The 25,071-nt window shown below is 61.5% G+C and carries 22 protein-coding genes; 3 read left to right on the forward strand and 19 right to left on the reverse strand.

The window, feature by feature from the left end:
• Position 1: 1 nt before the first annotated feature.
• Positions 2-1,237 carry a galactokinase gene (gene galK / locus P8L30_13000; GenBank protein MDG2241113.1) on the reverse strand — a complete coding sequence of 412 codons (1,236 nt, stop codon included), beginning with the start codon at positions 1,235-1,237 and terminating at the stop codon, positions 2-4.
• A 7-nt stretch (positions 1,238-1,244) separates the two neighbouring features.
• Complete coding sequence (locus P8L30_13005) at positions 1,245-2,645, reverse strand: Gfo/Idh/MocA family oxidoreductase (protein MDG2241114.1); 1,401 nt, start codon at positions 2,643-2,645, stop codon at positions 1,245-1,247.
• A gap of 809 nt (positions 2,646-3,454) precedes the next feature.
• On the opposite strand from P8L30_13005, the gene P8L30_13010 reads away from it, so the two are divergent.
• The gene (locus P8L30_13010; protein MDG2241115.1) at positions 3,455-5,746 is read left to right on the forward strand and encodes an amino acid permease; all 2,292 of its coding nucleotides are present in this window, start codon (positions 3,455-3,457) and stop codon (positions 5,744-5,746) included.
• Positions 5,747-5,777: 31 nt separating this feature from the next.
• Here the strand turns inward: P8L30_13010 and P8L30_13015 are convergent, their stop codons facing one another.
• From P8L30_13015 to P8L30_13080, 14 genes are all read right to left on the reverse strand, one after another.
• Positions 5,778-6,854 carry a carboxypeptidase regulatory-like domain-containing protein gene (locus P8L30_13015; protein ID MDG2241116.1) on the reverse strand — a complete coding sequence of 359 codons (1,077 nt, stop codon included), beginning with the start codon at positions 6,852-6,854 and terminating at the stop codon, positions 5,778-5,780.
• A gap of 61 nt (positions 6,855-6,915) precedes the next feature.
• Positions 6,916-7,188: a hypothetical protein gene (locus tag P8L30_13020; GenBank protein MDG2241117.1), complete on the reverse strand. Its 273-nt coding sequence runs from the start codon at positions 7,186-7,188 to the stop codon at positions 6,916-6,918.
• A gap of 36 nt (positions 7,189-7,224) precedes the next feature.
• Positions 7,225-8,760 (reverse strand): SulP family inorganic anion transporter, encoded by a 1,536-nt coding sequence (locus P8L30_13025; GenBank protein ID MDG2241118.1) that lies wholly within the window; start codon positions 8,758-8,760, stop codon positions 7,225-7,227.
• Positions 8,757-9,680, reverse strand: a complete 924-nt coding sequence (locus tag P8L30_13030; GenBank protein MDG2241119.1) for a molecular chaperone TorD family protein — start codon at positions 9,678-9,680, stop codon at positions 8,757-8,759. The genes P8L30_13025 and P8L30_13030 overlap by 4 nt, the downstream gene beginning before the upstream one ends.
• Positions 9,681-9,687: 7 nt before the next feature.
• On the reverse strand, positions 9,688-12,615 hold the full coding sequence (locus P8L30_13035; GenBank protein MDG2241120.1) for a molybdopterin-dependent oxidoreductase: 2,928 nt from the start codon (positions 12,613-12,615) through the stop codon (positions 9,688-9,690).
• Complete coding sequence (gene nrfD / locus P8L30_13040; GenBank protein ID MDG2241121.1) at positions 12,612-14,141, reverse strand: polysulfide reductase NrfD; 1,530 nt, start codon at positions 14,139-14,141, stop codon at positions 12,612-12,614. Before nrfD ends, P8L30_13035 begins: the two co-directional genes overlap by 4 nt.
• A gap of 47 nt (positions 14,142-14,188) precedes the next feature.
• The gene (locus P8L30_13045; GenBank protein MDG2241122.1) at positions 14,189-15,655 is read right to left on the reverse strand and encodes an arylsulfatase; all 1,467 of its coding nucleotides are present in this window, start codon (positions 15,653-15,655) and stop codon (positions 14,189-14,191) included.
• 335 nt (positions 15,656-15,990) lie between these two features.
• A complete protein-coding gene (locus P8L30_13050; GenBank protein MDG2241123.1) occupies positions 15,991-16,491 on the reverse strand; it encodes a hypothetical protein in 501 nt (166 codons plus the stop codon).
• Between the two features lie 22 nt (positions 16,492-16,513).
• Positions 16,514-16,879, reverse strand: a complete 366-nt coding sequence (locus tag P8L30_13055; protein ID MDG2241124.1) for a hypothetical protein — start codon at positions 16,877-16,879, stop codon at positions 16,514-16,516.
• Entirely contained in the window at positions 16,860-17,258 is a 399-nt protein-coding gene (locus P8L30_13060) for a hypothetical protein (GenBank protein MDG2241125.1), read from the reverse strand. Before P8L30_13060 ends, P8L30_13055 begins: the two co-directional genes overlap by 20 nt.
• Positions 17,259-17,293: 35 nt before the next feature.
• Positions 17,294-18,166: a cytochrome b/b6 domain-containing protein gene (locus P8L30_13065; protein MDG2241126.1), complete on the reverse strand. Its 873-nt coding sequence runs from the start codon at positions 18,164-18,166 to the stop codon at positions 17,294-17,296.
• Positions 18,166-19,164 carry a xanthine dehydrogenase family protein subunit M gene (locus P8L30_13070; GenBank protein ID MDG2241127.1) on the reverse strand — a complete coding sequence of 333 codons (999 nt, stop codon included), beginning with the start codon at positions 19,162-19,164 and terminating at the stop codon, positions 18,166-18,168. Before P8L30_13070 ends, P8L30_13065 begins: the two co-directional genes overlap by 1 nt.
• A gap of 10 nt (positions 19,165-19,174) precedes the next feature.
• The gene (locus P8L30_13075) at positions 19,175-21,562 is read right to left on the reverse strand and encodes a molybdopterin-dependent oxidoreductase (GenBank protein MDG2241128.1); all 2,388 of its coding nucleotides are present in this window, start codon (positions 21,560-21,562) and stop codon (positions 19,175-19,177) included.
• Between the two features lie 12 nt (positions 21,563-21,574).
• Positions 21,575-22,207 (reverse strand): (2Fe-2S)-binding protein, encoded by a 633-nt coding sequence (locus P8L30_13080; protein MDG2241129.1) that lies wholly within the window; start codon positions 22,205-22,207, stop codon positions 21,575-21,577.
• Between the two features lie 178 nt (positions 22,208-22,385).
• On the opposite strand from P8L30_13080, the gene P8L30_13085 reads away from it, so the two are divergent.
• Together P8L30_13085 and P8L30_13090 are read left to right on the forward strand one after the other, a co-directional pair.
• A complete protein-coding gene (locus P8L30_13085; GenBank protein MDG2241130.1) occupies positions 22,386-22,613 on the forward strand; it encodes a hypothetical protein in 228 nt (75 codons plus the stop codon).
• A gap of 37 nt (positions 22,614-22,650) precedes the next feature.
• On the forward strand, positions 22,651-22,896 hold the full coding sequence (locus tag P8L30_13090) for a hypothetical protein (protein MDG2241131.1): 246 nt from the start codon (positions 22,651-22,653) through the stop codon (positions 22,894-22,896).
• Here P8L30_13090 and P8L30_13095 read toward each other — a convergent pair whose 3' ends face one another.
• From P8L30_13095 to P8L30_13105, 3 genes are all read right to left on the reverse strand, one after another.
• Positions 22,897-24,129 carry a beta-ketoacyl-[acyl-carrier-protein] synthase family protein gene (locus P8L30_13095; protein ID MDG2241132.1) on the reverse strand — a complete coding sequence of 411 codons (1,233 nt, stop codon included), beginning with the start codon at positions 24,127-24,129 and terminating at the stop codon, positions 22,897-22,899.
• A gap of 9 nt (positions 24,130-24,138) precedes the next feature.
• Entirely contained in the window at positions 24,139-24,375 is a 237-nt protein-coding gene (locus tag P8L30_13100; protein ID MDG2241133.1) for a phosphopantetheine-binding protein, read from the reverse strand.
• Between the two features lie 113 nt (positions 24,376-24,488).
• Positions 24,489-24,989: a YajQ family cyclic di-GMP-binding protein gene (locus tag P8L30_13105; protein MDG2241134.1), complete on the reverse strand. Its 501-nt coding sequence runs from the start codon at positions 24,987-24,989 to the stop codon at positions 24,489-24,491.
• Positions 24,990-25,071 lie beyond the last annotated feature (82 nt).

Consider the following 25,071-nt stretch of genomic DNA (forward strand, 5'->3'; position numbering starts at 1 on the left):
CTCAGAACGTGGTGATCGACGCGCCTTGTGACGGGATCGCGACGAACAAACGATCATCCAACCCGTCCGTAAGGCCCCGAGGCTCGTAGTAGTCCGCCACGAGGGCCTTTAGAACTCCGTCCGCGGACCCGCGATCAGATAGAGACACCGTGCATCCGCCGAAACCCGCTCCGGTAAGGCGCGCGCCCACTGCGCCCCCTTCTCGAGCGATCGCGACCAGCTCGTCCAACTCCGGAGAACTCACGTGGAAGTCGGTGCGCAAACTTTCGTGTGACGCATCCATGAGGTCTCCGAATCCGTCCAAATCAGCCGAGAGGAGGAGATCTGCGGCTTCCGTCACGCGAGACGCTTCCGTGATCACGTGGCGAAAGCGCCGGCCCAGATTCCCGGTCAGGGCGTCTGATCCCGCCGAAAGAGCGGCATCTTCACCAATCGCGGAGAGCAGGTGCGGATACCGGTCGAGCCGGCGGCGTGTCACACCCGCTTCACGGACCACTCCGGTGACGATCTCAAGGGCCTCCTCGCACTCCTCTCGGCGGCGATTGTAGGCCCCCTGAGCCGCCCCCGACTTTTCTGCTCGCACGCCCGTGTCCGCGACAATGAAACACCACTCCTCCGGCACCGCGACATGGGCCAGACGGAGCGGCTGGAAGTCGATGCGCGCAGCATAGCCCCGCTTGGCGCACATGGAGATGGCCTGGTCCATACCACCGCCTCGCGTACCTGTGTACATCTCTGCCTCGGCCATGAGGTCGGCCAGCTCGAGCGCATCGAGTCCAACCTCGTTCACGTGGGCCAGGGCGATACCTACGGCGTTCACCAAGGCCGATGAGGACGAGAGGCCGGCTGCCACCGGCACGCTCGAAGCAAAGACGGCATCGAAACCTCTCCAGATCGCGAACCGGCGGGCGAGTTCGTCGGCTGGGGCCTTGCAATAGTTCTCCCAATGGCCCGGGGCGCTGGCGGGAATCCGAGGGTGCACCTCGAACTCTATCGAGTCGAAGTCACGATCGAGATTCTGGATGCGAACAATCCCATCGTCCCGTGGTCGCAACGCGAGCCGTGCTTCCCTCTGCAGAGCCATGGGGAGCACAGGGAGAGCGTTGTAATCGGTGTGTTCACCGAGGAGATTGACCCGCCCTGGGGCTCTCGCGAGCAGCGTAGGAAGGCCCCCATAGACGGTGCCGAACGCCTCAGCGAGTCGTTGATTCCAGAGGTTCGATGCCGGGTCGAGCATCAGTCGCTCAAGCCCTAACGATTTCCAGCTTCGGCCACTGAGTCCAGCGTCCGCGTGTGAAATCAGGCACATCGATGGGCCGACTCCGATTTGCGTTCGACCAACCTGTCAGAGGCTGAATCACTGAAAGTGCGGCACCGTCATACACATTCATGTCGGTCGGCTTGCCTTCTCTGAGGCACTTGATCAGCCGATAGTCCTCGATCCAGTCCATTCCGCCGTGACCGGCTCCAGCAGAGCGTTGGTCCAGGTCCTGCCACAATGGATGGTCATACTGCTCGCGCAGCTCCGTCCACTCCTGCCACCGATGCGAAGGGCTCGACCCCTCGATGTAAACGCGGTTCGGGTAGCCCTGGAAAATCCCCTTGGTCCCCTGCACCTGATGGATGCGCGAGTAAGGGCGCGGCAGGTTGGTATCGTGGCTGAGGAAGATCGTGCGTCCTCTCACGGTCTTGATCATGGATGTGTTTACGTCCCCGAGGATGTATTGCTCATCCCGCTTCGGGTCGCCCTCCGGGTAATGTTCCCGCGCCCAGTCCTGAAGCCCTTTGGACGGCGAGCTCATCGATACGACGTAGTCGAAGCGATCCCCGCGGTTGATGTCCATAACATTCGCGATCGGGCCCAAGCCGTGCGTGGTGTACAGATTGGCGTCCCTCAGCATGGCGTGGGCACGCCTCCAAAGGCCTTCGTCCCGATCTTCGAACTTGATCCCCCTGAGGTCGTGGAGGTAACCGCACTCGGCGTGAACGATGTCGCCGAAGAGTCCCAACCTGGCCATATGAAAGACCATCATTTCTGGGCGATCGTAGTTGCAATTCTCCATCATGACGCAGTGCTTCTCAAACTTCTCGGCAGCCTCAACGAGCGCCCAACAGTCGTCAACGGTGTAGGCGATCGGCACCTCAGTCGCGGCATGCGATCCGTTCTCCATGGCGGACAAGCACACCGGCACATGCCACTCCCAGGGCGTGGCGGTGAAGACCAAATCCATGTCTTCGGTCTCACACATGCGAACGAAATCCCTCTCGCCATCCCCGTACAAGGTCGGGCGCGGACGACCGTCCTCGGTCACCCACGAAGCCACCTCTTCGAGTCGCGAGCCGTTGACATCACAAAGCGCGACGACCTCCACGCCCTCGAGGCTCAGGAAATTGCGGACGTGTGAGCCACCCTGGAGTCCGACGCCCACGAACCCGATCCGAACCACTTCGATCGGGTCCGCCGCGAACGGCTCGGCCGGCGCGGGCCCAAGGTCCGGACCTTCCGGAAAAGGCAAAGATTCTTGCGCGGACAGTGCCCCGGCAGACAGCGCCTGGGCCGCGGTCATTCCCAATCCGGCTGCGCCTAGCTTGAGAAGGTCCCGTCGATCCATCGAACGGTCGTCCTTGTTTCCTGTATCGCTCATGGGTCTTCGCACTATCGGTCAGGGTGGGTACCTAGGCCCAACGTGGCGACGGCCGCCCTTCCGCTCAAGGGAGGGCTTTCCCCGACACTCACACAACAGGCGGCGGCCTAGTTTCGATTCGTGGGTTCGGGCCAAGAAAAAGGAGGAATTATGCGCTGTGCGGTGGTGCTGTTGGACACTCTCGTTCCGTTCGCTGCGTGCACAAGCGAGCCACCTCCGCCGCAGCAATCTGCCGCGGGGGTCCAAGAGGATTCCGTCGGAGCCGCTTCAACGGTCTTCGCTGCGAGCGCCTTCAATCGCCGTGAGTACCACATAGCCCCACCAACCACACTCGGGTCAGCTTCTCGTCGAGGAGCGTTCGGGGAGAAGCAATCGCACGGGCCTGTAGAACCATCCGCTGCGTGCCGGACGAGCAGCGAGGACAGCACCGCGACGTGGAGAAATGGAGCATCATACGTCGTTCCTCTCTGGGGTACTCCACTACCGGGCCCTTCACCTCGGTTCGCCAAGCTTCGAGGATTGGGCGACGGGCCACGAGTCTATGTGGCTGACGCGATGCCGGGTTGGTACGACGGGGAGGTAAGGCGGCGGCTTCCGCAGCTGCCCAACTCTTCGACCGCATCGCGAACCCGATTTCCAATCCAGGCACCTGGCTCCGGCTGTATGCCACGAGATGATCGAGAAGAAGCCCCCCAACCACGGACGATCGGGGGGCTTCTTGTTTACGCTGTGACATCAAGTACGCGAGTAGGCGGTCCTCTCGTGATCTCACTTGCGACCACGCCGACGTCGGGCGATCCTCCCGCACCGTGAATTCTACTGCCGACCACACCCAGGCGAGCGAACCCACGTTCGCCCGCGACCTGGGCCTCTTCGACGCCACCATGATCGGTGTCGGCGCCATGATTGGCGCCGGCATTTTCGTGCTTACCGGCATCGCAGCAGGCGAGTCCGGACCCGCATCGATTTTGGCCTTCGCGCTGAACGGCGCAGTAACTCTTCTCACCGCATTTGCGTACGCCGAGCTCGCATCTGCGATTCCGGAGGCCGGTGGAGGCTACGCGTTCGTGCGTCGGGCGTTCCCGGGCGCCATCGGATTCACAGCAGGGTGGATGTTGTGGTTCGCGTACACGGTGGCGTGTTCGCTGTATGCGTTGGGCTTCGCGGGGTACTTCTGGGAGTTCTTCATCAAGTACGCGCCGGAGCTCGCAAATTTGGTGTTCGGTGTGGTCGGCGAACACGGTGCAGGCTTAATCGTGACACTCATCGTTGGCGTGCTCTTCGTGAGACTCAACGTTCGTGGGGCGGCGGTTACCGGTAAGGCGGAGAACGTCCTGACCGTCGCCAAGCTCATCGTGTTGTGCATCTTCATTGCGTACGGTCTCAAGGCCGTCGGCGCAGATCCAGGCCAGGTTGAGCAGGCCTTCAATCCCTTTTTCCCCAAGGGGATGGGGGGAGTGATCGTCTCGATGGGACTGACCTTCATCGCGTTCGAAGGCTACGACCTGATCGCGACGGTGGCCGAGGAGATCAAAGAGCCGGAAATCAATATCCCCAAGGCGACGTTCATCTCCTTGGGAATCACGGTGATCATGTACCTGCTGATTCTCTTCGTGTCGCTCGCGGCAGTGAAGACGCCGGACGGCTCCCCGAGCTGGCAGTTCCTAGGCAACTACGGAGAGACGGCAATCGTGCGGGCAGCTGAAGGATTCATGCCTGAGTTCGGTGTCGCCATCATCGTCTTTGGCGGACTCCTCTCCACAATGTCGGCGCTCAACGCAACCGTGATGGCCTCCTCGCGAGTCGCGTTCTCAATGGGTCGCGATCGTTGGCTGCCGAGTGCGGTAGGGACGATCCACCCGGAGCGCCGGACGCCCCATGTGGCCATCATGGCCACGGGAGGCATCCTGCTGGTCATGGCGATGACGCTCCCCATTGAGGCTGTGGGCTCAGCAGCAAGCCTGATCTTCCTCCTCACGTTCGCGATGGTGAACCTCTCAGTGATCGTGTTAAGGAGGAAAGCGCCCGAAATCCGCCGTCGGTACCGCGTACCCTTCTACCCGTACGTGCCCATTCTCGGCATCGTGCTGAACATCTTCTTGGCTGTCTACCAGTTCACGTTCCAACCGCTGGCGTGGTACGTAACAATCGCGTGGGTCATCGCTGGGCTTCTACTCTACTACGGGTACTTCGACAAGCAGGCGGCGGCTGTGAAGCCCCAGGTCCTGGACGCCCCGGTCCATCGCAAAGTGGCTGTCGAGGACGCGGTGGTTGTGACGCTCCACAACCCGGATACCGCAGGCATTCTCATCGACTACGCGAACGCGATCGCGGAGGCCCGCAAAAGGGCACTCGTGGCCTTCTCGGTGGTGGAAGTACCCCGCCAGCTACCGATTCACGAAGGCCTCAGGTTCGCACATCATCGCGAGGCGCTACTGAAAACCGCGAGGGAATACGCGCATCAGAATAAGCTGGCCGTCGAGACAGATCTTGTGGTGGCGCACAGAGCTTCGGACGGAATCCTCAGCGGAGCCAAACGGTTCAGTGCCGACTTCATGGTGATGGGCTGGAAAGGATACACGGACACGCGCGACAGGATCTTCGGCGAGGTCGCCGACCAAGTAATCCGACATGCTCCTTGTGATCTGGCCATGCTGAAGATCGAGCGCAACGAGCGCCCGAAGCGCTGCCTGTTCCCCACCGCCGGTGGGCCCCACGCTCGTCTCGCGGCCGAAATGCTCAACGTCCTCGCTCCTGCGTTCGGCATGTCGGTCACCGCCTGCTACGTGGTTTCGCCCGACGCCACCGAGGTCGAACGGCGCGAAGCCGAACGATGGATCGGAAAGGCTCTCGAGAGTCTAGCGATCGATATTCCGGTCGAACGGAAACTCATCGAGGCCACATCCGTCGCCGGTGGAATCGCGAAGGAGAGCCGTGACTACGACCTCGTGGTTCTTGGCGCGGCACGGGAGCCGTTCCTCAGTCAGGTGATGTTCGGAGAGATCCCAGAAAAGGTCGCCCGCTATTCGCCTGCAGACGTCCTGGTCGTGAAGCGATTCGAAGGCCAAGTCCGCTCGTTGCTCAAGCGTGCGCTCGGCTAGGAAAAAGCTGGGGGCCGAACTGCTCGCGAACTTATCGCCCTCGGCGCGTCCAGATGACGATCGCGCCGCAGCCTACCTCGGTGTTGTTGCTGTAGTTGAACTCAGCAGGTATCGAAGCCGTGCCCTTGTAGAACTCGAGCGCTTCGATGTCGAACGTGTTGATCTCGTTCAGGCCGAGATCCTCGTCGAGTTTGTACAGCCGCCCGTCCATGAAGACCATCGGTGTGCACATTCGGCCGCGCACCACCAGCCGGCGTCCGGCCTCTGCCATGCGGACCCCAGGAAGGCCAACTAGGAGTTCCGGGAGCCGCGAAGCAGGCCTCACTTCGATTTCATTCCGCGTGAGGAAGGCCCCGAAGCCCAGGTTCATGCGACGCATAAGCCCTTCCATATCATTGTAGAACCTCCGCGGCTCCACAGAGATCGTGAGACCTTCGAGTTCCATAGCGTCTTCTGCCAGCTCGACCTCGACGTTCTGAGTCAGTCCCCCTGCCACTCGCAACGGCGTCTCACGATCGGAATACGCGAGATGTCCGACCTCGAGCACATAAATGCCGTACGGCATCTCCATAAGACTGAACATGCCCCGGTCGTTCGAGAGCGTCGCGATGTCGGTGTCACGAACACGGATCTCGGCATTGGCGATGCCCTGTCGCGTCTTCACGTCAACGACGCGCCCGGTGACGAAACCCGGTTCGGTCTGGTCAGAGACCTCAACCTCTAGGTGCTCGACCTGAAGCATCGCGGACTCAATGCCAACCGTGACCGGCTCGGACCGCCGGTCTAGGACCTCAGCGTACACGTCGACTGCGTAGCCGCCCGGTACGTGGCAAAAGAGGAAAAAACCCTCGTCGCTCGTACGAGTGGCATCGGTTCCCGGGAAAGGCTCACCCGGGACCTGCCAGGCGATAACCACGACTGCCCCGTCTAGCGGGACTCCGGTGTCGGTATCCGTGACGGTGCCGGCCAGGACTCCTTCAGCCGCTTGGTCGACCGACCCACAGGACTGCACGATAGCGAGTCCAACTTCATCGCGGTCTTGGGCAGCCGCGGGCGCAGCCGCGAAGCCGAGCACCAGCAGAGAGCTGAGGTACGGGCGAATAGACATTACACCCTTCAAGACGCGCGAGTCGCCGGAAGTGTTAGGGCCCCGGACTGACGACCGGTTGTCAGTCCTCGAGGAGAGGCGGCTTCTTCGAGTCTTGCACGCCAAGCGCCACCCCGGTTCCTACGCCGGCGCCTACCGCGATCGCCGTCCCGGCACCTACGAGAGGAAGGAACGCAACGACAGGTGCCATCACCAACAACGCCCCTACACCGGCGAAAAAGCCGACGGCCGGCTTCTCCACCAACGACGTATAGCGGAGTCTCTGTCCCACAAATTTCCTGGATCTGAGATGTGCGTAAGCGCCTGCGATGCCAGCTGCCAGTAGTCCGAACATGAAATCCCCCAAGGGATGAGTCTTCGTTTTATTTCACTACGGAGACGGACGCCCTTCTGTTCCGACTCCGATCGCTTCCAATACTCGGCGGGCGTGCTCGGGCACGTCTTCGAGACGAATCCCAAGCCCAGCCCCTTCGACCTGCTCGATCATTTCTTTCAGTCCGTATGCGCCGGTCAGGTCGATCCGACCCAACCCGCCGCACCGAATGATAACCGCCTGAACGTCCGGCTCCTCAGACAATCTGGCCAGGAGAGCATCTTCCAAGGCGGGGGCAGATCCGAACCACAGCACGCCCTTGGGCTCAACAATCAGCGTGTCCCCTTCCCTGACCGAGGCGACCTCGGGGGTCAGCTCTCTCCACATGTGTACGGCACCGGCCATGACCACACCCAACAGCACGGCCTGCTCAATGTTCGGCGCCAACACCAACGTGAAGATGAACGTACCCCACCCTACGATCGCCTGAGGACGTGAGATCCGCCAAAGTTCGAAGAGCTCACCTGGGCGAAAGAGCGGCCAGACGGAGGCAATCACAATTCCAGATAGCACCGCCCGAGGCAGTGGCGCGAGCACAGAAGCAAACGGCAAGAAGAGCAGCACTCCCGCACCGGTGACGAGCCCGCTCCAGCGGCTCGTCGCCCCGGCCAGCCGATTTACGCTGCTGCGTGAGAACGACCCGCCCACTGGAAAGCCACCGGTCAAACCCGCCGCGAGGTTGGCGGCTCCTTGGCTCAAGAACTCACGGTCCGCATCCCATCGCTGTCGATCTTCCGTGGCGAAGACTCGCGAGATCGACGCAGCCTCCGCGAACCCCACTAGAGCGATGACGGCACCCGGGATGATCAGAGCGGGCAGGCTCGACCACGGTAGCGACCCCGCGAGAGGGGGCAGGCTGGAGGGAATGATCCCGACTGTGCTTCCCGTGTATCCGGTCACCATAGAGAAGGTGAGCCCTCCGCCTGCGGCGAGTAGGGCCCCAGGCAGGAGCGGGTGGATGAGCCGCCCACCACGAACCAGAGCGACCGTGACGGCGGTCAACACGAGCGCCGTGGTTTCCCAAGATCCCGGTTGGCTCATTGCCCACCAAGCCCGACCAAGCACCGACCCGTCCGGGGGTGCAGAACCGAACGCGCCGGGCAACTGAGACGACACGATGAGAATCGCAGCTCCGGAAGTGAAGCCACTCAGCATGGGACGAGACATGAGATAGCTGAGCCAACCCGAACGCATGAACCCGACCGCCATACGAACCACACCGACGACGAGGGCCAGCAACGCAGCCAGCCCGACGAACTCCGCGGATCCGACAGCGGCCAGCGGAACCAGCGCACCTAGGGTTAGAAGCGCCGTGAGCGCGACCGGGCCGGTCTGGAGGTACGGAGACGAAGCAAAGAAGGCGGCAGCGATGGGCGGAAGTGCGGCCGCATAAAGACCGTGGTGACTCGGCAGGCCCGCGAGCTCCGCATAGGCCATCGATTGTGGGATCAGAATCAACGCAACGCTGATTCCCGCGACTAAGTCCTTCCAGGAAAATCGGTGGGCCGGGTCCGCACGCATGGCCTTACTCATGAATCGGAGAGTCCCACCGTCGCTAGCGGCTCACGATCGGCACTAGCGTCACTCGCCTCAGATTCCTCCGCCAAGGCCACACACAGCTCCGCAGTTCTCGAGGCTCGGCCCGCCATGAAATCGGCAATCGCTCCTAGGATCGGCTCCCGTGCGCGGTGCAGATCAGCCTGTCGCTTGGCCTCGGTCGCCAACCACCCGAGTACAAGCTTCGGTTCGGCACCCAGAAGGTGCTCGAGCGCGTACCGTCGCTCCCCTGCCCTCAGGCCAAGATCGAGTTCTTTGGCCATCCGTCCGAGATCGGCACGCGTCACGATCACGCCGCTTCGCGCCGGGGCGAGTAGCCCTGCGAGGAAGTCAGCGGCCTCGGAGTCGCGAGGGTCAGAAAGCTCTTTCGCCGATTTCAGGTGCACCGGTAGGTCCGTCGCCTCCGCCTGGGCAGAGTGTTCATTCTCGAGCACCTCTGCCAGCAACTCGGCCCAATGACCGTAGAATCCACCCACCAGCTCCCGCAGTCTCGCGAGATAGGGGAAGACCCATGGCATGAGGTGTTCGTGGAGTAATGCGGAGGCGGCCTGAGCGCGTAGGGCTTCCTGCGCAGGATCTGTCTCAGACGACGGTGCGATCAGGTCGCAGTAGAGCGCGAGAAGCGCCGATAGATGATCGGGCTCCTTGGGCGGCACTTGCCCGAGGGCAGACCAGAATCCACCGATACGGTCGGCAGCGTCCCCTCCCATCATGCCTTCCTCCCCGAGATACACCGAGGCATACGGGTACAGCTGGAACAGGAAGACGTCAGAGTATGACGCGTTGTCTGGCACATCAGGCAGTCCGAGGGCCTTTGCGATTACCGCGTGCTCAGGTCCCGGAGGCTCGCCCAAAACAGCAAGAGCACGGAGAAGCTCGGCCGGGCGCTCACCCATGACTGTGCTAATCCCCTGCCGTTGCAGGAGCCACTGGGAGGTCATACGCCGAGCGCTCAGGACGCACCGGTCTCAGCATCCACCAAGGTCGACGCGTGCCGTCCGGTGAATGTGTGTCTGCCGAGCGAGTCAGCTCCAGCCACTTCTCGTATTGAGCTCGAGACTTCGAGGTGTCCACGGCCACATCACCTTGCCGGTCACCGGACTCTGCTGGGGTAACCCTCACGGCTTGATGCCAGCAATGCATGCCCGAGATCGGATCTGGGTGCACGGCATGGGTAAGATTTTGATGGACTCCGACATCCGTCCACCACACCCGCAGCGTATCCGGGTCGGACGACTCGAATGGGCCGCCGTACTTCTTAGGGGACAACTTCCACTCGGAGCCTTCCTGGCCCAGAGCAACAGTCATCATGCCAAGGCGCTGCCCCTCATGCCCTTCGGGCTTCCACCGACCCATGTGATGACTGCACGCCACCACACCAGGACGAATGCCCTCGGTGATCCATGTCTTGAGAACGAAGTAGCCGAGATCTGTGGTGACCCTTGCCATGTCTCCTGTCTTTTCGATACCCAGTCGGGCCGCATCCGTCGGGTGGAGCCAGAGCGGGTTCGTATGGGCAATCTCGTCGAGCCATTTCGCGTTCGCACTGCGGGTATGGATCTGAACCGGCACACGGAACGTCGTGATCAGCGGCATCTGGTCTGAATCCAGATTCTGCCTGTGGATGTGACTCTTGATGTACGTGGGGATCGCGAGCTCAGGCCAACCCCAGTCCGCGAGCGTGCGCGACCAGAATTCGAGCTTACCGGTAGGCGTCGGCCAACCGCGAACGATCTCTCCGTCCACACGGACCCCGACTCGACGACGTCCTTCGCCGTCAGGGTCGATCTTGGTGCCACCAGGGGCCTTCGGACTCGGGGGCACCGGCGCCGCCGTGTACACGCGGTCCTGTTCGTCCACATGCACGTCTTCAAGCTCCGCGTCTGGTACGGGTTGCTCGTAGACCTTGCCCACCTTGTTCGCGACTTCGAAGGCACCGTAGCGACGCATGTACTCAAGAGGACTAATCCCCTCGGCAGCGGCGGCGGCAGGCAGACCCGGAACCGAATTCTCGAACATCCAACCGTAGTACTCGTCCACGGTCATCTTCTCGCCCGGATTCTTCCTAGACTCGAAGAACTCGCGGATTCCCAATGATCCGTCGGGATCGATGCGCCACGTCAGTTCGATCCAGAACTCGTTCTCTTCCCACACCTCGCCGGGGTTCACCTGGCGGGTGTCGGTGATCTTTTCACCCAAGCGCTCACGCGCCGCGAGTAGAACTGGCTGCCTGAATCCGATCCACTGACCGTCGTACTGCTCGTACGACGTTAGGTCGTGCCGCTCCGACGAGTGCCCCATGGGAAGCACGTAATCGGCGAAGTAGGCGGTCTCGTTCCACGTCGGGGTCTGGGCCACGTGAAGGCCGATCTTGCTCTCATCCGTCAACATCTCGATCCAGCTGAACCCGTCAGGATTCGTCCACACCGGGTTATACACGCGCGTGAAATACGTGTCGACGTACGCCTTCTGGTCTCTCATGAGATGCGGCATCAGGAACGACATCTCCATGAGCGCCAACGGGTACTCACGTGGCCAAAGGACCTCACTCCAGCGCCGAGGCTTCTGGTGGGGCATCCGAGGCGGCTTGGGTGTGAACTTGTTCCAAGAATTGGGGAACGTTCCGCCCTCTGTGGCCAGTGCACCTAGCAACGAGTTGAGCAGCGTCAGCGTTCGCGCGACCTGCCATCCGCCAAGATTACCCGAGCCGGCGCTGCGCCAGTTGTGCGTGGCCAGCTTCGTGCCGGCCGTAGAGATGACTTCAGCAATGGCCTCCAGCTGATCGACCCGCAGCCCAGACTCACCCGCAGCATATTCGAAGGTAAACTCGGTATAGAGCTCACGGAGGACTTCTTCAAAGCGCTCGAAGGACGCGTCCTTCTCGCCCTTCACCTGTTCCAAATACTCCTGCCAGTTCCACCAGCGCCGGACGAAGTCCCGGTTGTACTTGCCTTCTTGGATCATCCAATTGGCGATGGCCAGGAAAATCGCCGCCTCCGAACCCGGATACGGCGACAGCCAGTGATCTGCGTGCGTGGCCGTGTTGGACAAGCGCGTGTCGAACACGATGAGCTTCGCTCCGTTCTTCTTCCCTTCCATGATGCGCTGCGCATGCGGGTTGAAGTAGTGACCTGTCTCCAAGTGGCTGCTCACCAGCACGATCACCTTCGCGTTGGCATGGTCCGGGCTTGGCCGGTCCATACCCATCCACCAGTGGTATCCGGCACGGGCACCGCTCGAGCAAACGTTGGTGTGCGAGTTGTGCCCATCCACAGCCCACGCTGCGAGCATGCGGGTCGTGTAGCCGTCTTCACCGGGTCGGCCCACGTGGTACATGACCTCTTCGTGGCGCTCCTCTTCCATGACCTTCCGGATACGGCCGGCGATGTCATCGAGGGCGTCATCCCAAGATACGCGCTCCCACTTCCCTTCACCGCGCTCGCCGGCTCGCTTCAAGGGATAGAGAATCCGATCCGGGTCGGTGATCTGGTTGATCGTGGCCGGCCCCTTCGCGCAGTTGCGGCCGCGTGAACCCGGGTGCTCGGGATTCCCCTCGAACTTCCGCACCTGCAGCGTATCGCGGTCCACGTAGGCGAGTAGCCCGCACGCCGACTCACAGTTGAAGCACGTCGTCGGTACGAGCATGTACCGCTTCTCGACCCGCTTCGGCCAAGACTTGGAATCGAGTTCAACCCAGTCATTCCACCGTTCCTTGGGTGGAAACGCCGCGAGGTGTACTCGGCTGGCTCCAGGATAGAACGTCTCACCACGAGCCTCGACTTCGGTCTTGGCAGCCGATACTCGGCGGTTGAGTTCGTTGAGATCACTCATGCGAGAGGCACCGACTGTCCGGCCTGTACGTAGGCGTGTTCGAAGAGGAGGAGGCCGGCGAGGCCGCCAAGAGCGCCTGCTGTGAATCCCATTCCAACAAGGACCAACCCCGCCACAGCGAGCATGATGCCCGCCCAGTAGGGACCCGAGAACGAGCCTGTGAGCATGTTCTGGGCAGCTAATGTGCCGTGAGCTGTGGGGTGCGACATCGTCGCTTCACCCAGCGCGAGCACCAGGTGCGTCCCGAGCGCCAGCTGGAAGACCCACACTCCACCGACGCCCAACGTGCCGGGATTCACCAGCATGAGCGCGCCGGCCCCAGCGAGGAGCGCCTGAATGAACAGGTGCGGCGGAAGCAGCGGGCTCTGCCACAGATCGCGCGCCTTCGCCTGAGCGAAGAGATACGCTGTGTAGATCGCAGTCATCGCGGCGAGCGGGCCACCGGCCCAAGCCAGCGCGCGGGTCAACTCCGGCCGGTCGATGAAGACCGCCGCGAGATGCGCGGCCAATACCCCGCCGTACCCGGTGATGATGAAGCCCCCACGAACGAGCCAACTCCGCCACTGCGGCTTCGCGAGGACCATCCAAAAGCGTTCCGGATGGTCCAGATCCCAGATGAGGACGATTCCCGTCAGGCCCAGGAAGACCATGGCGACGATCGGCCCAATGAGGGTCCACGCGGTTGATGTCCACGGGATCATACCCGTCATCGCGAGGATCAACGGGACCAAATACGCCCCTGCTGAGATGGACTTCGTGAACGTGTAGAGGCTGACCCGGAAATCCCATGGAGCTCGGTGTGGGATATCGTAACTCAGGACCGCGGCCGCTGAATTATTCCACTGCCCTGGGTGTCCCGAAGGGACCTGGTGACTGACATCACCCTGTTCGCTCCACATATAAAGACCGCCATCCGGTCGCCGCGCGGCGAGCGGATCGAGCGTGACCTGGTCGGCTCCCTTGTAGAACACCTTGGGGCGTGTGCCTTTCTCCGGCTTTCGGACCGTGACCGCGTCACGATTGATGATCTGGCTGACCTGAGAAAGCGGGTCGTTCATGTCACCAACCATGAGAGCTTGCGTCGGGCATACCACCACGCAGGCGGGCTCAAGCCCGACGTCCAATCTGTGCGCACAGAAGTTGCACTTCTCTGCTGAGTTGTCTTCCGGATTGATGAAGATCGCGTCGTACGGACACGCGGCGATGCAGGCCTTACACCCAATGCAGATCGACTTGTCGAAATCCACGATGCCGTCGGGTCTACGATACATGGCCGCAGTAGGACAGGCCGCCACACAGGGCGCGTCCTCACACTGGTTGCATCGGGTCACCTGAAAAGATCGGCGCGCCTCTGGCCAATGCCCCACGTCGACGTACTTCACATACGTACGCGTTACGGAAAGCGGTACCTCGTTCTCAGATTTGCACGCCGTCGTGCAGGCGTGGCATCCAATGCATGAGGTGTGATCGATGACCTTGGCCCAAAGGGGCTCGGTCGTGGTCGGCACTGCCTGTGTGGTGGGCATCAGCGGAGGGCTGTTGGGAAGGCTGGACTGCCTCCAGCCAAGCTACGCTACCGTACCGCGAAGTTCCACCGGGGAACGTCAGATTTCGTGCGGCTTTCCATAACCGCTCGGACAACCGCCACGCCGTCCGGGTTGTCCGCAGCGACGTCGTGTTCCTCGTTGGGGTCCGTCTCCATGTCGTAGAGCTGGATGGGGGCGTCCGGATCGTCGTGTCCACCGAGACGCACGCCCTTCCATCGTCCCGCCCGCGCGGCCTGCGCTCCGTTCCACAAGCCGTGGTATTCCCAGTAGAGGCCATCGTGTTGGGCCTGGCCCGATTCCGCCAAGAGAGTCGGCAACATCGAGATGCCGTCGATGCCGGCCGGGGACCCCACACCCACCACATCAGCGAAGGTCGGCATCATGTCCCAGAAGGCGGAGACGTGGTCTGACGTCGTGCCGGGCGTAATGCGTCCTGGCCAACGGGCAATGAGCGGCACCCTGATGCCGCCCTCGTAGACAGATCCCTTGAGACCACGCAATCCGGCGGTGCTGTTGAAGAACTCGGCATCAACTCCGCGGGAGTACGTCGTTCCGTTGTCACTCGTGAACATCACCAGCGTGTTCTCCGCGAGGCCGAGCTCCTCCAGCCTCGAGAGGATGCGGCCAATGTGTGCGTCCATCCGAGTGATCATCGCCGCGTAGGCGGCGAGTGGACGTGGATGCGGCAGATAGCTTCCTTCGCCGAGGTATGGCGTCTCCTCGAACATGCCCTCGTACTCCGCGAGCGAAGAATCTGGGACCTGAAGCGCGAGGTGGGGGACCGGAAATGGGAGATAGAGAAAAAAGGGGTCGTCTTGATGGCGATCCAAGAAACCGAGCGCGTCGTCCGCCATAGCGTCCATGGCGTACTCGTTCCCGGCGTACTGGTCGTACGACGCGGCATCATCCGGATCGCCTTCGAACTTCTGATGAGGTGAGAAGTATTCGTTGTCCAGCGGCACCGACTCGCCATTCCGCCACAAATGCGTTGGGTAGTAGTTGTGCGCCTGCTTTTGGTCCATGTACCCAAAGAAGTAGTCGAAGCCGTGTTCGTTCGGCTCCCCTTCAGTCCCAGGGCCACCGAGTCCCCACTTCCCAATGGCACCGGTGACATAGCCGGCTTCCTTAAACATGTGGCCCAGTGTGTGCGTGCCCTCGGCCAGCGGCATCTGACCGAATTCCTCTTCATCCAGATAGCCGCCAAATTCAAGGTTATCGCGCACTTGGGCGTGACCTGTGTGATATCCAGTCAGGAGTGTTCCCCGAGACGGCGCACACACTGGCGACCCAGAATAATGCTGCGTGAAGCGCATGCCCTCAGCAGCCAGTTGGTCCAAATGCGGAGTGCGGATCTTCTCTTGGCCGTACGAGCCCAGCTCCCCATATCCCAAGTCGTCCGCCAACACGTATATGATGTTGGGCGGCGGGGGAGCCTCACTTGAACATCCGGCGAATGTGATGGCACAGGTCGCAACAAGAATCGATCGTCGCACGGGTCTTCCTTGATCGGGTTGATCCAGCGCCGATCATAGACCGGTCAGTGCACACAGTACAGGCGGGCTACTCCTCTCTCAAGGTCCTTACGGGATCGACCCGGCTCGCGCGAAACGCGGGCAGCGCCAATGCAATCAAAGCAACGAGTACCAGAATCGACGGCGCCGTCGCGAACGTAGCTGGGTCACGGGCCTGCACTCCGACGAGAACACCAAGGACTTCGGACTCACAACTCCCCCGTGTACACATTTGTAGACACCCGCGCCTACAATGTAGACGTCAGCCAGTTGCCAGAAGTTGTAGGGGATTTATGACGCGGGAGAACTGCGGCGCATCAGCCTTCGATTTGCGCGGCTTCCGCCTGCTCGACGTCGAGCTCCGCCAGGGCTTGATCGACCTGTCGCGTGAGGGCCGTGCTAAACACCTCTGAGTTCGCGCCGTACCAATCACGCCACGCCTGGGTGCTAAGGTGCCCCTTTATGGTGGCCGAATAGGCCAGCCACATCTGTTCGTCCAGGGCACCCACACGGTACTGGTACACCAAGTTGCCGAAATGGCGCCACACCGCGGTCATATATGAATCCCAGCGGATCTTCTCCGCCGGCGTCAGCGACTCTGGCTCCGACTCGGCTCGGGCAAGAAACGCCGCGAATTCCGAGTCCCGAAACGAATGCTCAAGAAGGCCAATGCTGTTCTGCACCATCGAATTGAACGACGCCGCACGGACCGACGTCGTGTTCTGACTCATCTGGCCAGCGAGGTAGACCAATGAAATCACAACACCGAGCGCACCGATGAACTCGCCGAGATTTCCGAGGGCCTGCAGGGTCGACATTGAAGTTTCTTTCTAGTTGATGCTATTCGCTAGGATCGTTCCGGCGGGAAATGTACTTGACGTAGGTCATCAACCTAACCCCCTCTGAATCTTCTCGTTTCTTCCTCTGACCGGAGAGTTTCATGGCCATGCCTCCCGACGACGCAAGAAGCAGGACCATCGCGCCTACCATCAGGCGAAAGCCCATGTCCAATTCGGGCGGGGACACGAAGGTTGTCACGCACAAAGCCAGTCCCGCGAAGACTTCGACGATCGACAGAAGAGGGACGCCCAACTTGGCCCGCTCCGCCGCACGCAGCTTTACGACCCCGGATGCCACAAGCATCAGGCCGGCAATAACAAGGAGCGGAGTCATTCCCGAAGCACTCTCAAGTGCCGATGAGCTCATCCACTAGAAAGAGATCCGTGAGCAAAGCACGGAGATGGATGTTGGCATTGAGGTTGTCGATGAGTTGAGAACTGACGGACGCCTGGGCAGACACGAGACGCACAGCAGCAAGCGTGTCCGATGCGTCCCGCGCTATGACATCGAGCACGTCACTCCACTGCCCGGCGGGCTCGAGCGCCTCTTCCTGGGCGAGTCCTGTGAGGGCGTCCGCAAGGCCGTCGATAGCAGACACAGCCTTGCTCAGGTACTCCCTGAGCTGCCCACCAGATTTGGAGCCTACATCGCTCGGAAGCCCTTGGGCCGCGTAAGCCAGAAGGTATTCATAGCTTTTTTCAATGGCGTCGATGCGCCCCTTCACGTCGTCACGCAGCGCGGACACTGGAACTCCGGATCAAGTAAGCTGGGCAGACAAAATCAGGCCTGGTCTTCGCGCGGGGCGCTCACGGATGCATCGGTGGCGGCACCGGAGGCGGCGGCGCTTTTTGGAAGCTCACTCACGACCCACTTCTCGGGATCGAAATGTTCCACGTAGTGCTCCTTGTCGATCCAGCCGCGAACCATGGACCATGTGATCCAGAGCTTCTCTGGGCGCAGGGCGAAGTAGATATGTGATGCCGTCATGACAATGAGCGACACTCCGCACAGCCCGTGCGCTACGTACACAACACCCCAAAGCCCATCTGAGAGCAAATAAGGGTTACGGGTCCAAAACGGCGTATCAATCCGCACCATCATGAGCAAACCCGTGGCGATCACGCCGAGTCCGACGACTACGATGGCGTGATGGAAGAGTCGATGATCGAACGGATATTTCCCCGCTTTCGGCGGCTCCGGCGCCTTGGGCGACATCACGTGTTTCAACGTCGCCAGCCCTTCCGGGACATTGATCTGCATCATCGCCCAGAAGTCCTGCCACCCGATGGAGTGAATCACGTGGTAGATGATGGTCGCGGTCAGCACCACGCCCGCGATCCAATGGATCTCCACCCACGCGAACTGCAGCCCGAGAACCGGCACGAACGCGGTCACGAGTAGGACGATCATCGATGAAGACATCGTCCAGTGAAAAAGCCTCGCGGCCAAAGAATGTCTCTCGATTTTATCTGGGAGTCCCGCAGCGTCGGGACTCTCGGTCGAATGTTCTACCGCGGGGCGCGTCTTGAACCACACTGCGTGGCCAACGACGAAGAGCACCGCGGCAATAATCGCAGCCCACATGAGGTCCCAAGACACCCCGATCAGGACATCCTGACCCCACGGATTCGCCGCAGTGCGCCAAAATTCCATCAGACGGCACTCCGGACAGCGCGGCGAACGAGATTCCGCATCATTGGAATCTTGTAGTCGTTATGACGGAGTGGACGCGCACCTTCAACCGCGAGTTCCCCTGCCGCCGTCGCGACCGATTCATCGCCGTTGCTCCCGATCACCAAACGCTCGACGGCGTCGAGGCGGACTGGATAAGGAGCCACGCCGTTCACGGCGATGCGCGCGTCCGAGATCGTGCCTCCCGACACCTGAAAAGCCGCGGCGACGCTCACGAGCTGAAAGTCCCAAGACCCACGGTCGCGAATCTTCTCGTAGTAGAAGTTCGCGTTGGCCCACACCGCAGGAATGTGGATGTGGGTCAACAAGTCTTCCGACTTCAGGACCGTCATGCGTGTGATGTCGATGGCCGGCCCGATGAAGAAATCCTCCGCGTCATGAACGCCAGGGCGCCTCTCATTGCGCACGATCATCTTCGCATCGAGCGCGATCAGCGCAGGTGCCGTGTCTGATGCGTTCACGGCAACACACCTAGAACGACCCATGATGCAGTGCTCGCGATTCATCGCCTTCGGTGCCGCAGCATAACAGGTATTTCCACCCGCCCGATAACACGGCCAGCCACTCCGGTAGTACCAGCACCGCGTATCCTGGGCCACGTTTCCACCCACCGTGCCCTGGTTTCGAATCTGAGGCGTCGCGACATGCTCCGCCGCATCCGCGAGCAATGCATACCCATTTCTCACGCGAGCGTGTCGGGCCACTTCGGTGAGCGTCGTCATCGCACCGATTTCGAGCCCGCCCTCTACGTCGCGTATGCCGGTCATCTCGGGCACAGCTCCGAGATCGATAACCACCTTGGGCTTCTTGATCCGGTCCTTGAACCAGTCGTAGCTGTCGAGACCGCCTGCGAGCACCCACGCCTCTTCGCCGTGTGCGGCGAGAAGCGCCAACGCGTCATCCACGTTGGTCGGCTGAAGGAGATCGAATGCCGGAATCATATCTCTGATGATTGCCATTTCTGTTCTCCTAGCCGACGTGCTGGTCAAGGCGGCCGTGGGCGCGTTCGCGACCCTCGAGTTCCGCCAGAATGATGTCAGGTGTCAGCGGTGTGCGGCACAGACACTGGCCACCCATCGCGTCCGCGACGGCCGTCGTAAGAGCGGCTGCGCCTGCGCCGACAGGGGGTTCACCGATCCCCTTCGCTCCGACGGGAGACTGTGGATCTGGAATTCCGACAGCGCCCCACTTCAAATCAGGCGGCACGTCGAGGATGCCAGGAGGGCGAGCCGTGTAAAAACGCTTCGCGAACGGTACGCCGTATTGCGGATCGAAGACCCAGCGTTGGGTCATGGCCATACCCATGCCTTGGATACTCCCGCCAAAGACCTGAGCACCAAGACTTCGCGGGTGGATCACCGTGCCGCAGTCCGTGATGCCGACGTATTCCTTGAGGTCTACGACGCCCGTTTCGATGTCGAGTTCGACCAACGCGAAGCCAGCAACCCACGAGTAGATCCCGCCCTCACCACCGTAGTTGTCTTTGGCGACGCCCATGAGCCCTGTCCCGGCCAAACCCTCGGCGGCGGGCACCGTCTCTGGATGGATATCTTCCGGGAGGTCGTGGCCATCGAACGCACCACCTGCGGCAATCGCAGCCTGCGCGATCTGAGCAAATGTCATGCTGCCACCTGGCCCTGACACCCTGCCGTTGTCCACGCTATACGCGCCGGGTGATCCGCCCATTCGTCGGGCTGCCAGGCGCTGGATTTTATCCAGCGCGTCCATGGCCGCAGCGTGGTTCGCACGAGTGTGCGCGTGGGTCGTTTGAGAGCCCGCCTGCACGGAGCTGCGCGGCATACCTTGGCTTGAGTTGCCCCATACGATCTCGACTTGATCCCAGTTGAGTCCGAGGATCTCAGCTGCAGGGCGAGCCGTGTCGGCAATCGAGTGCGTGCCGAGGTTACCGATGCCCTGGTGGACGTACAGCTTTCCGTCCGGGCGGATCATCATGAGGCCATCGAAGCCGCGAGAACCCGCCGTATAAGGCGACAGTCCGATCCCGATCCCGGTGACCTTCGTGCCTTCTTGCCGACCCGACAGCTCCAGCTTGCCCTGCCAGTCGAACATCTCGGCGCCCATGACGAGCGCCTCCTTGGCATGAACACTCGTGAGCGTCGAGTCGCGCGGTCCGAATACCACATCGCCCTCGGGTGCGTTTAGCATCCTGATGTCGTATCGATCGATCCCCAGCTCTCGAGCGGCCTTGTCCAGCATCGGCTCGAGCATCGAGATGATCTGTGCGCCACCCGGTCCGCGCTGAGCAGCCTTGGGCGGCGTGTTCGTATACATCGATACTGAACGGAAGCGCATGTTCTGCGGCGTGTAGACGAGGTCGGCGATCATCCCGGCAGAGCCGTTGTCCCCCGACCCGTATGCGCCACCCTCTTCCACAATGAAGAGGTCGATCCCCGTGCATTTACCGTCTGCTTGAAACGCCATCTTCACCCATGACTGGAAGCCGGGGCGTGCGCGACCATAGTAGTGCTCTTCAGCCCGGGTCACGCGGTGCATGACCGGCCGGTTGATCTTCCGCGAGAAGAACGCCGGGAGCTGCATGACGGTGGAACCTGAGATCTTGGACCCGAACCCACCGCCGCAGTACTCGGCGACAAGAATCACATTTTCGGGATCCATATCCAGGGCCCGCGCCAGGCCGAACTTCGTCCTCTGGGCACTCTGGGTTGATACGTGAGCGTAGAGTTTGCCGTTCTCCCAATAGGCCATAGTGGAGCGCGGCTCCATGGGATCGTGTGTAAGCGACTGGTGCACGATCTGTTCGTCGATGATGACGTCCGCCGCAGCGAACGCAGCATCGGGGTCGCCCTTGCTCCATTCACTGACGGCCTGGGCATCGGGCATTTGGCCAGCATCGATGGCCTCGAAGTCTGCCTCGGTCCATTTCACATCGGTCCACTCATCGTCCGCGAACCGGTTTCCCTCCGAATATGCGTTCGGCCCACCGGGACGAAGCGAGTCGAGCGGGTCGATCACAAACGGGAGTGGCTCGAGATCGAGGTCGATCATCTCGATGGCTGCGGCCGCGAGTTCTTCGGTTTCGGCAGCAATCGCGAGAATGGGCTCGCCCTCGTAATGCGGCTCGTCGGTGAGAACCGCCTCGCGGGGTCCATCTCGCTGCGGAACGTCCTCCGCTCTGAGAATGCCTACGACACCTGGCATTGCCAGAGCACGCGTCGCGTCGACGCCTCGAACTCGGCAGTGCGGCATCGGACTGAGGAGGAGTTTGGCGAAGACCATGCCGTCGCGGCGGAAGTCCTCCGAGTACTTGGCTCGACCCGTGATCTTCGCGATGAGGTCCGGGGGCGCGATGTCGGTTCCAATCAGTTTCTCGGCCATATCGATCTCCTCCTAGGCGCGCTGTGCGAGTTCAGAAGCTCGCATCGCGCAGTTGAGGATTTTGTCGTAGTCGGCGCACCGGCAGAGATTGCCTGACAACGCCTGTGCGGCCTCTTCGCGGGTCGGCGTCGGGTTCTCGTCGAGCATGGCGGTCATGCTCATGATGAAACCCGGAGCACAAAACGCGCACTGGAAGCCCCCCTCTTCGACAACGGCTTGCTGTACGGTACTGAGTTCGCCGGTCTCTGCATCCTGGAGGCCCTCGATGGTAGTCACCGCTCTGCCACGTACCTGATGGGTAAGCATCGAGCATGCATACTGGTTGACTCCATCGACCAACACCGTGCACGCACCACATTCCGCTCGGTCACAGCCGAGCTTGGTGCCGGTGAGGTTGAGTCGATATCGGAGCGTCATCGCCAGCGTCTCGTTCGGCAGAATGTCCACCGGACGGTCCTGGCCGTTCACGCGCAGGGTAATCAGGCGTTCGGCCGCACCCGGCATGGTCTGGGCTGACGCCAGACCCGGGCGGCCAAGGAACTGGCTGGTAGTTGATGCGGTCGCGCCAACGGCGATCACACCCTTGATGAAAGTCCGCCTGGAAAACTTGGTCTCCACCAACTCTACTGAATCCGCATCACTCATCGAGATGCTCCTACAAATGGGACGTCCGAAGGCTGCGGAAGAGGCCCAGCAACCTTGACCGTTCGCGGCATAATACGGCGCGAGGCCCAGTCCCGCACGACCCAGTCCGTTGGTTGGTTGAGCGCGCTCCCCGGGGCCGGGGGCTGGACTGAAGCAGCACCTCGCACAAAAATCCGGCGTGAACTTTTCAAAGCCACAGAGCGCAGCGTTCATCGCGCTCGCCGGAGCGGCGCTCGTGTCGTTTCCAGCAGCCGCGCAAACACCTTCGTTCGGGCCCCTTACCTTCAAAGAAGGTGGCCCGCTCCACAGCATCTTCTTCAATCCCATGACCGAGCGATTGGAGACCGTCGAGCCGAGGGCCTGGCACTTCCACGGGACCGCATCCGGAGCTACGCTCCGATCTTGACTTAGACGGAATCCTGAGCTCCGGCGCGGCCTTCTTCATGCTGGGCGCAGAACACTCGATGGGGGACAACTTCTCCGCGCTAATCCAGTACTCGGCGGGGACTCCCGTCTTACGGGGTTTCAGAAACCGCGAAGTGGATCAAGCGGCGGCAAACCTCGTGTTCGGGCTCGCTGGCCGGGTGGGTCCGGTATCGAGCTGGGAGGCGAGTTTCCAGGAGGATGTCCCAGCTGACACGCTCGCGATCGATTGTACGCTGGGAGCGCGGCTGAGTCTGGCCTGGTAGCTAGGTCCGCTTAAGCACCAGGGTCGCATTCGACCCGCCGAAAGCGAACGAGTTCGACAGGGCGACCTTCATTTCGGGGGCTGCTCGCCCCACGCGTGGAACGAGATCAATGTCGGTGTCGGGCGTGGGGGCCTCCAAATGTGCGGTCGGGGGGATTTGGCCCAGCTTCAAAGCGAAGGCGGTCAGGACACATTCAAGTGCGCCGGCCGCGCCCACGAGATGCCCGTGAACCGACTTGGTCGAGCTCACGGCTACGCCCGGGGCGCCTGGCCCGAAGACACGGGCCATCACGTCGAGTTCGACTGCGTCCCCGGCCAGCGTGCCCGTGCCATGCGCGTTCACATATCCGACATCGCGAGCATCGACGCCAGCATCGGCCAGGGCGGCCCGCACCGCTCGCTCCTGACCATCTGCATCCGGCTCAGTGAGATTGTGGGCATCACTGGAGGCACCGTAACCGACGATTTCCGCGATGGGATCGGCGCCTCGCTCAGCGGCAACCTCCTCACTCTCGAGGACCAGGACCACGGATCCCTCCCCGAGCACGAGACCCGTGCGGTCCTTGTCGAAGGGTCGACTCGACGCCTGAGCGCCGTTCGGATGGGGCGACGCCATCACCCCTAGGCGCTGCCAGGCAGCCACCGACCCGTCGTTGAGCATCGCCTCCGAGCCCCCTGCCAACACTCGGTCGATATATCCGTCGCGAATCGCCCGAAATGCTTCTCCAATCGCTACCGATGACGAAGCGCACGCGACTGAGAAGGTGTGGGATGGCCCCCGGGCACCGAATCGCATCGACATGTGAGAAGCGGGTCCGCTTGCCATGATCAAAGGCACTGTGACGGGATTAAGCCGCCGACTCTTCCGAACGAAGTACACGCGATATGCGTCTTGTAGAACTTCAGATCCTCCAAGTCCGCATCCCATATAGACGCCTGTGTCCTGAAGGGACTGGGTACCGCCTAAGAGTCCGGTGGCCTCCAGCGCATCATGCGTGGCACACACAGCCATCTGCGCCGCTCGGGACTGCAGCCGGGCCTGCGCCTTGGAAATACGAGGAGACGGGTCGAAGTCGGACAGTGCGAGGAGAGCATCGCCGCCGAATTCGTCCGTGCCGGTCCGGCAGAGACGTACAGCCGACTCGCCTGCGAACACCGCATCGAAGACCGCACGAGGATCGCTCCCGTGCGGGGACACCATCCCTACGCTCGAAATGAAGACCCGGCGCGGCACCCTGAACCGTTATCCCTTCTCGGCAATCAGCGTGTCGACGAGTGCCGCCGCTTCTCCGAGCGTAGCAAACTCAGCACGTTCCTCGGGCACCTCGATCTCGAATTCGTCCTCGATACAGAAGAGAAACTCGACGACCATGAGGGAGTCCAGCCCCAACTCGGCCATCGACGCATCCGGGCGAATTACGGCCTCATCAACTTCATATTCCTCCGCGAGAATTTTGGCGATGTGGTCGTAAACGCTCACCTGGAGGGGCTCCAATAAGCTAGGAAGTTCAAGCCGATGAATCAGCCAGAAAACTAGCTCTTATTCGATTGCCGAAGGAGCTAGCTCGGACTTTACCCCGTCAACCGCTCGGCCTAGCGGTAGTTCCCGAACTGGAGTTCGACGCCGTAGTCCTTGGACCTCACGAACGTGATGATCTCCTGCAGGGTGTCACGACTGGGCGCCGTGACACGGACTTCTTCGCCCTGGATTGATACCTGGACCTTCTTGAAGCCGGCGTCCTTGATGTCTCTGGACATTCGTTTGGCGCTTTCTTGGTCGATTCCCTGCTTGAGCCCAATCGACTGGCGAGCCCGACCCAGCGAGCCCAGCTCCACGTCCCCTTCGTCCATGTTCTTCACCGGGACACCACGGCGGATCAGTTTTTCGCGAAGCACCCCGATGACGGCCTGAAGTTTGTACTCGTCATCCGCGTCCACCTTCACCGCACCGGCGGCGCGATCGAACTCGATCGTGCATTTCGTGCCCTTGAAGTCGTATCGCGTCGCGATCTCCTTGTTCGCCATGTTCACCGCGTTGTCGACCTCTTGTAGGTCCACGCTGGTTGAGATGTCGAAGGAAGCGTTCTTGGCCATGTCATCGAAGTGTCAGGGTGAGGCGCAGTTGCGAAGTCCCATGGAGACTAGCGAGACTCGCCCAATATGGAATCGCAGACTT

This window comes from Longimicrobiales bacterium (assembly GCA_029245345.1).
Lineage (GTDB): Bacteria > Gemmatimonadota > Gemmatimonadetes > Longimicrobiales > Gaopeijiaceae > CALFPJ01.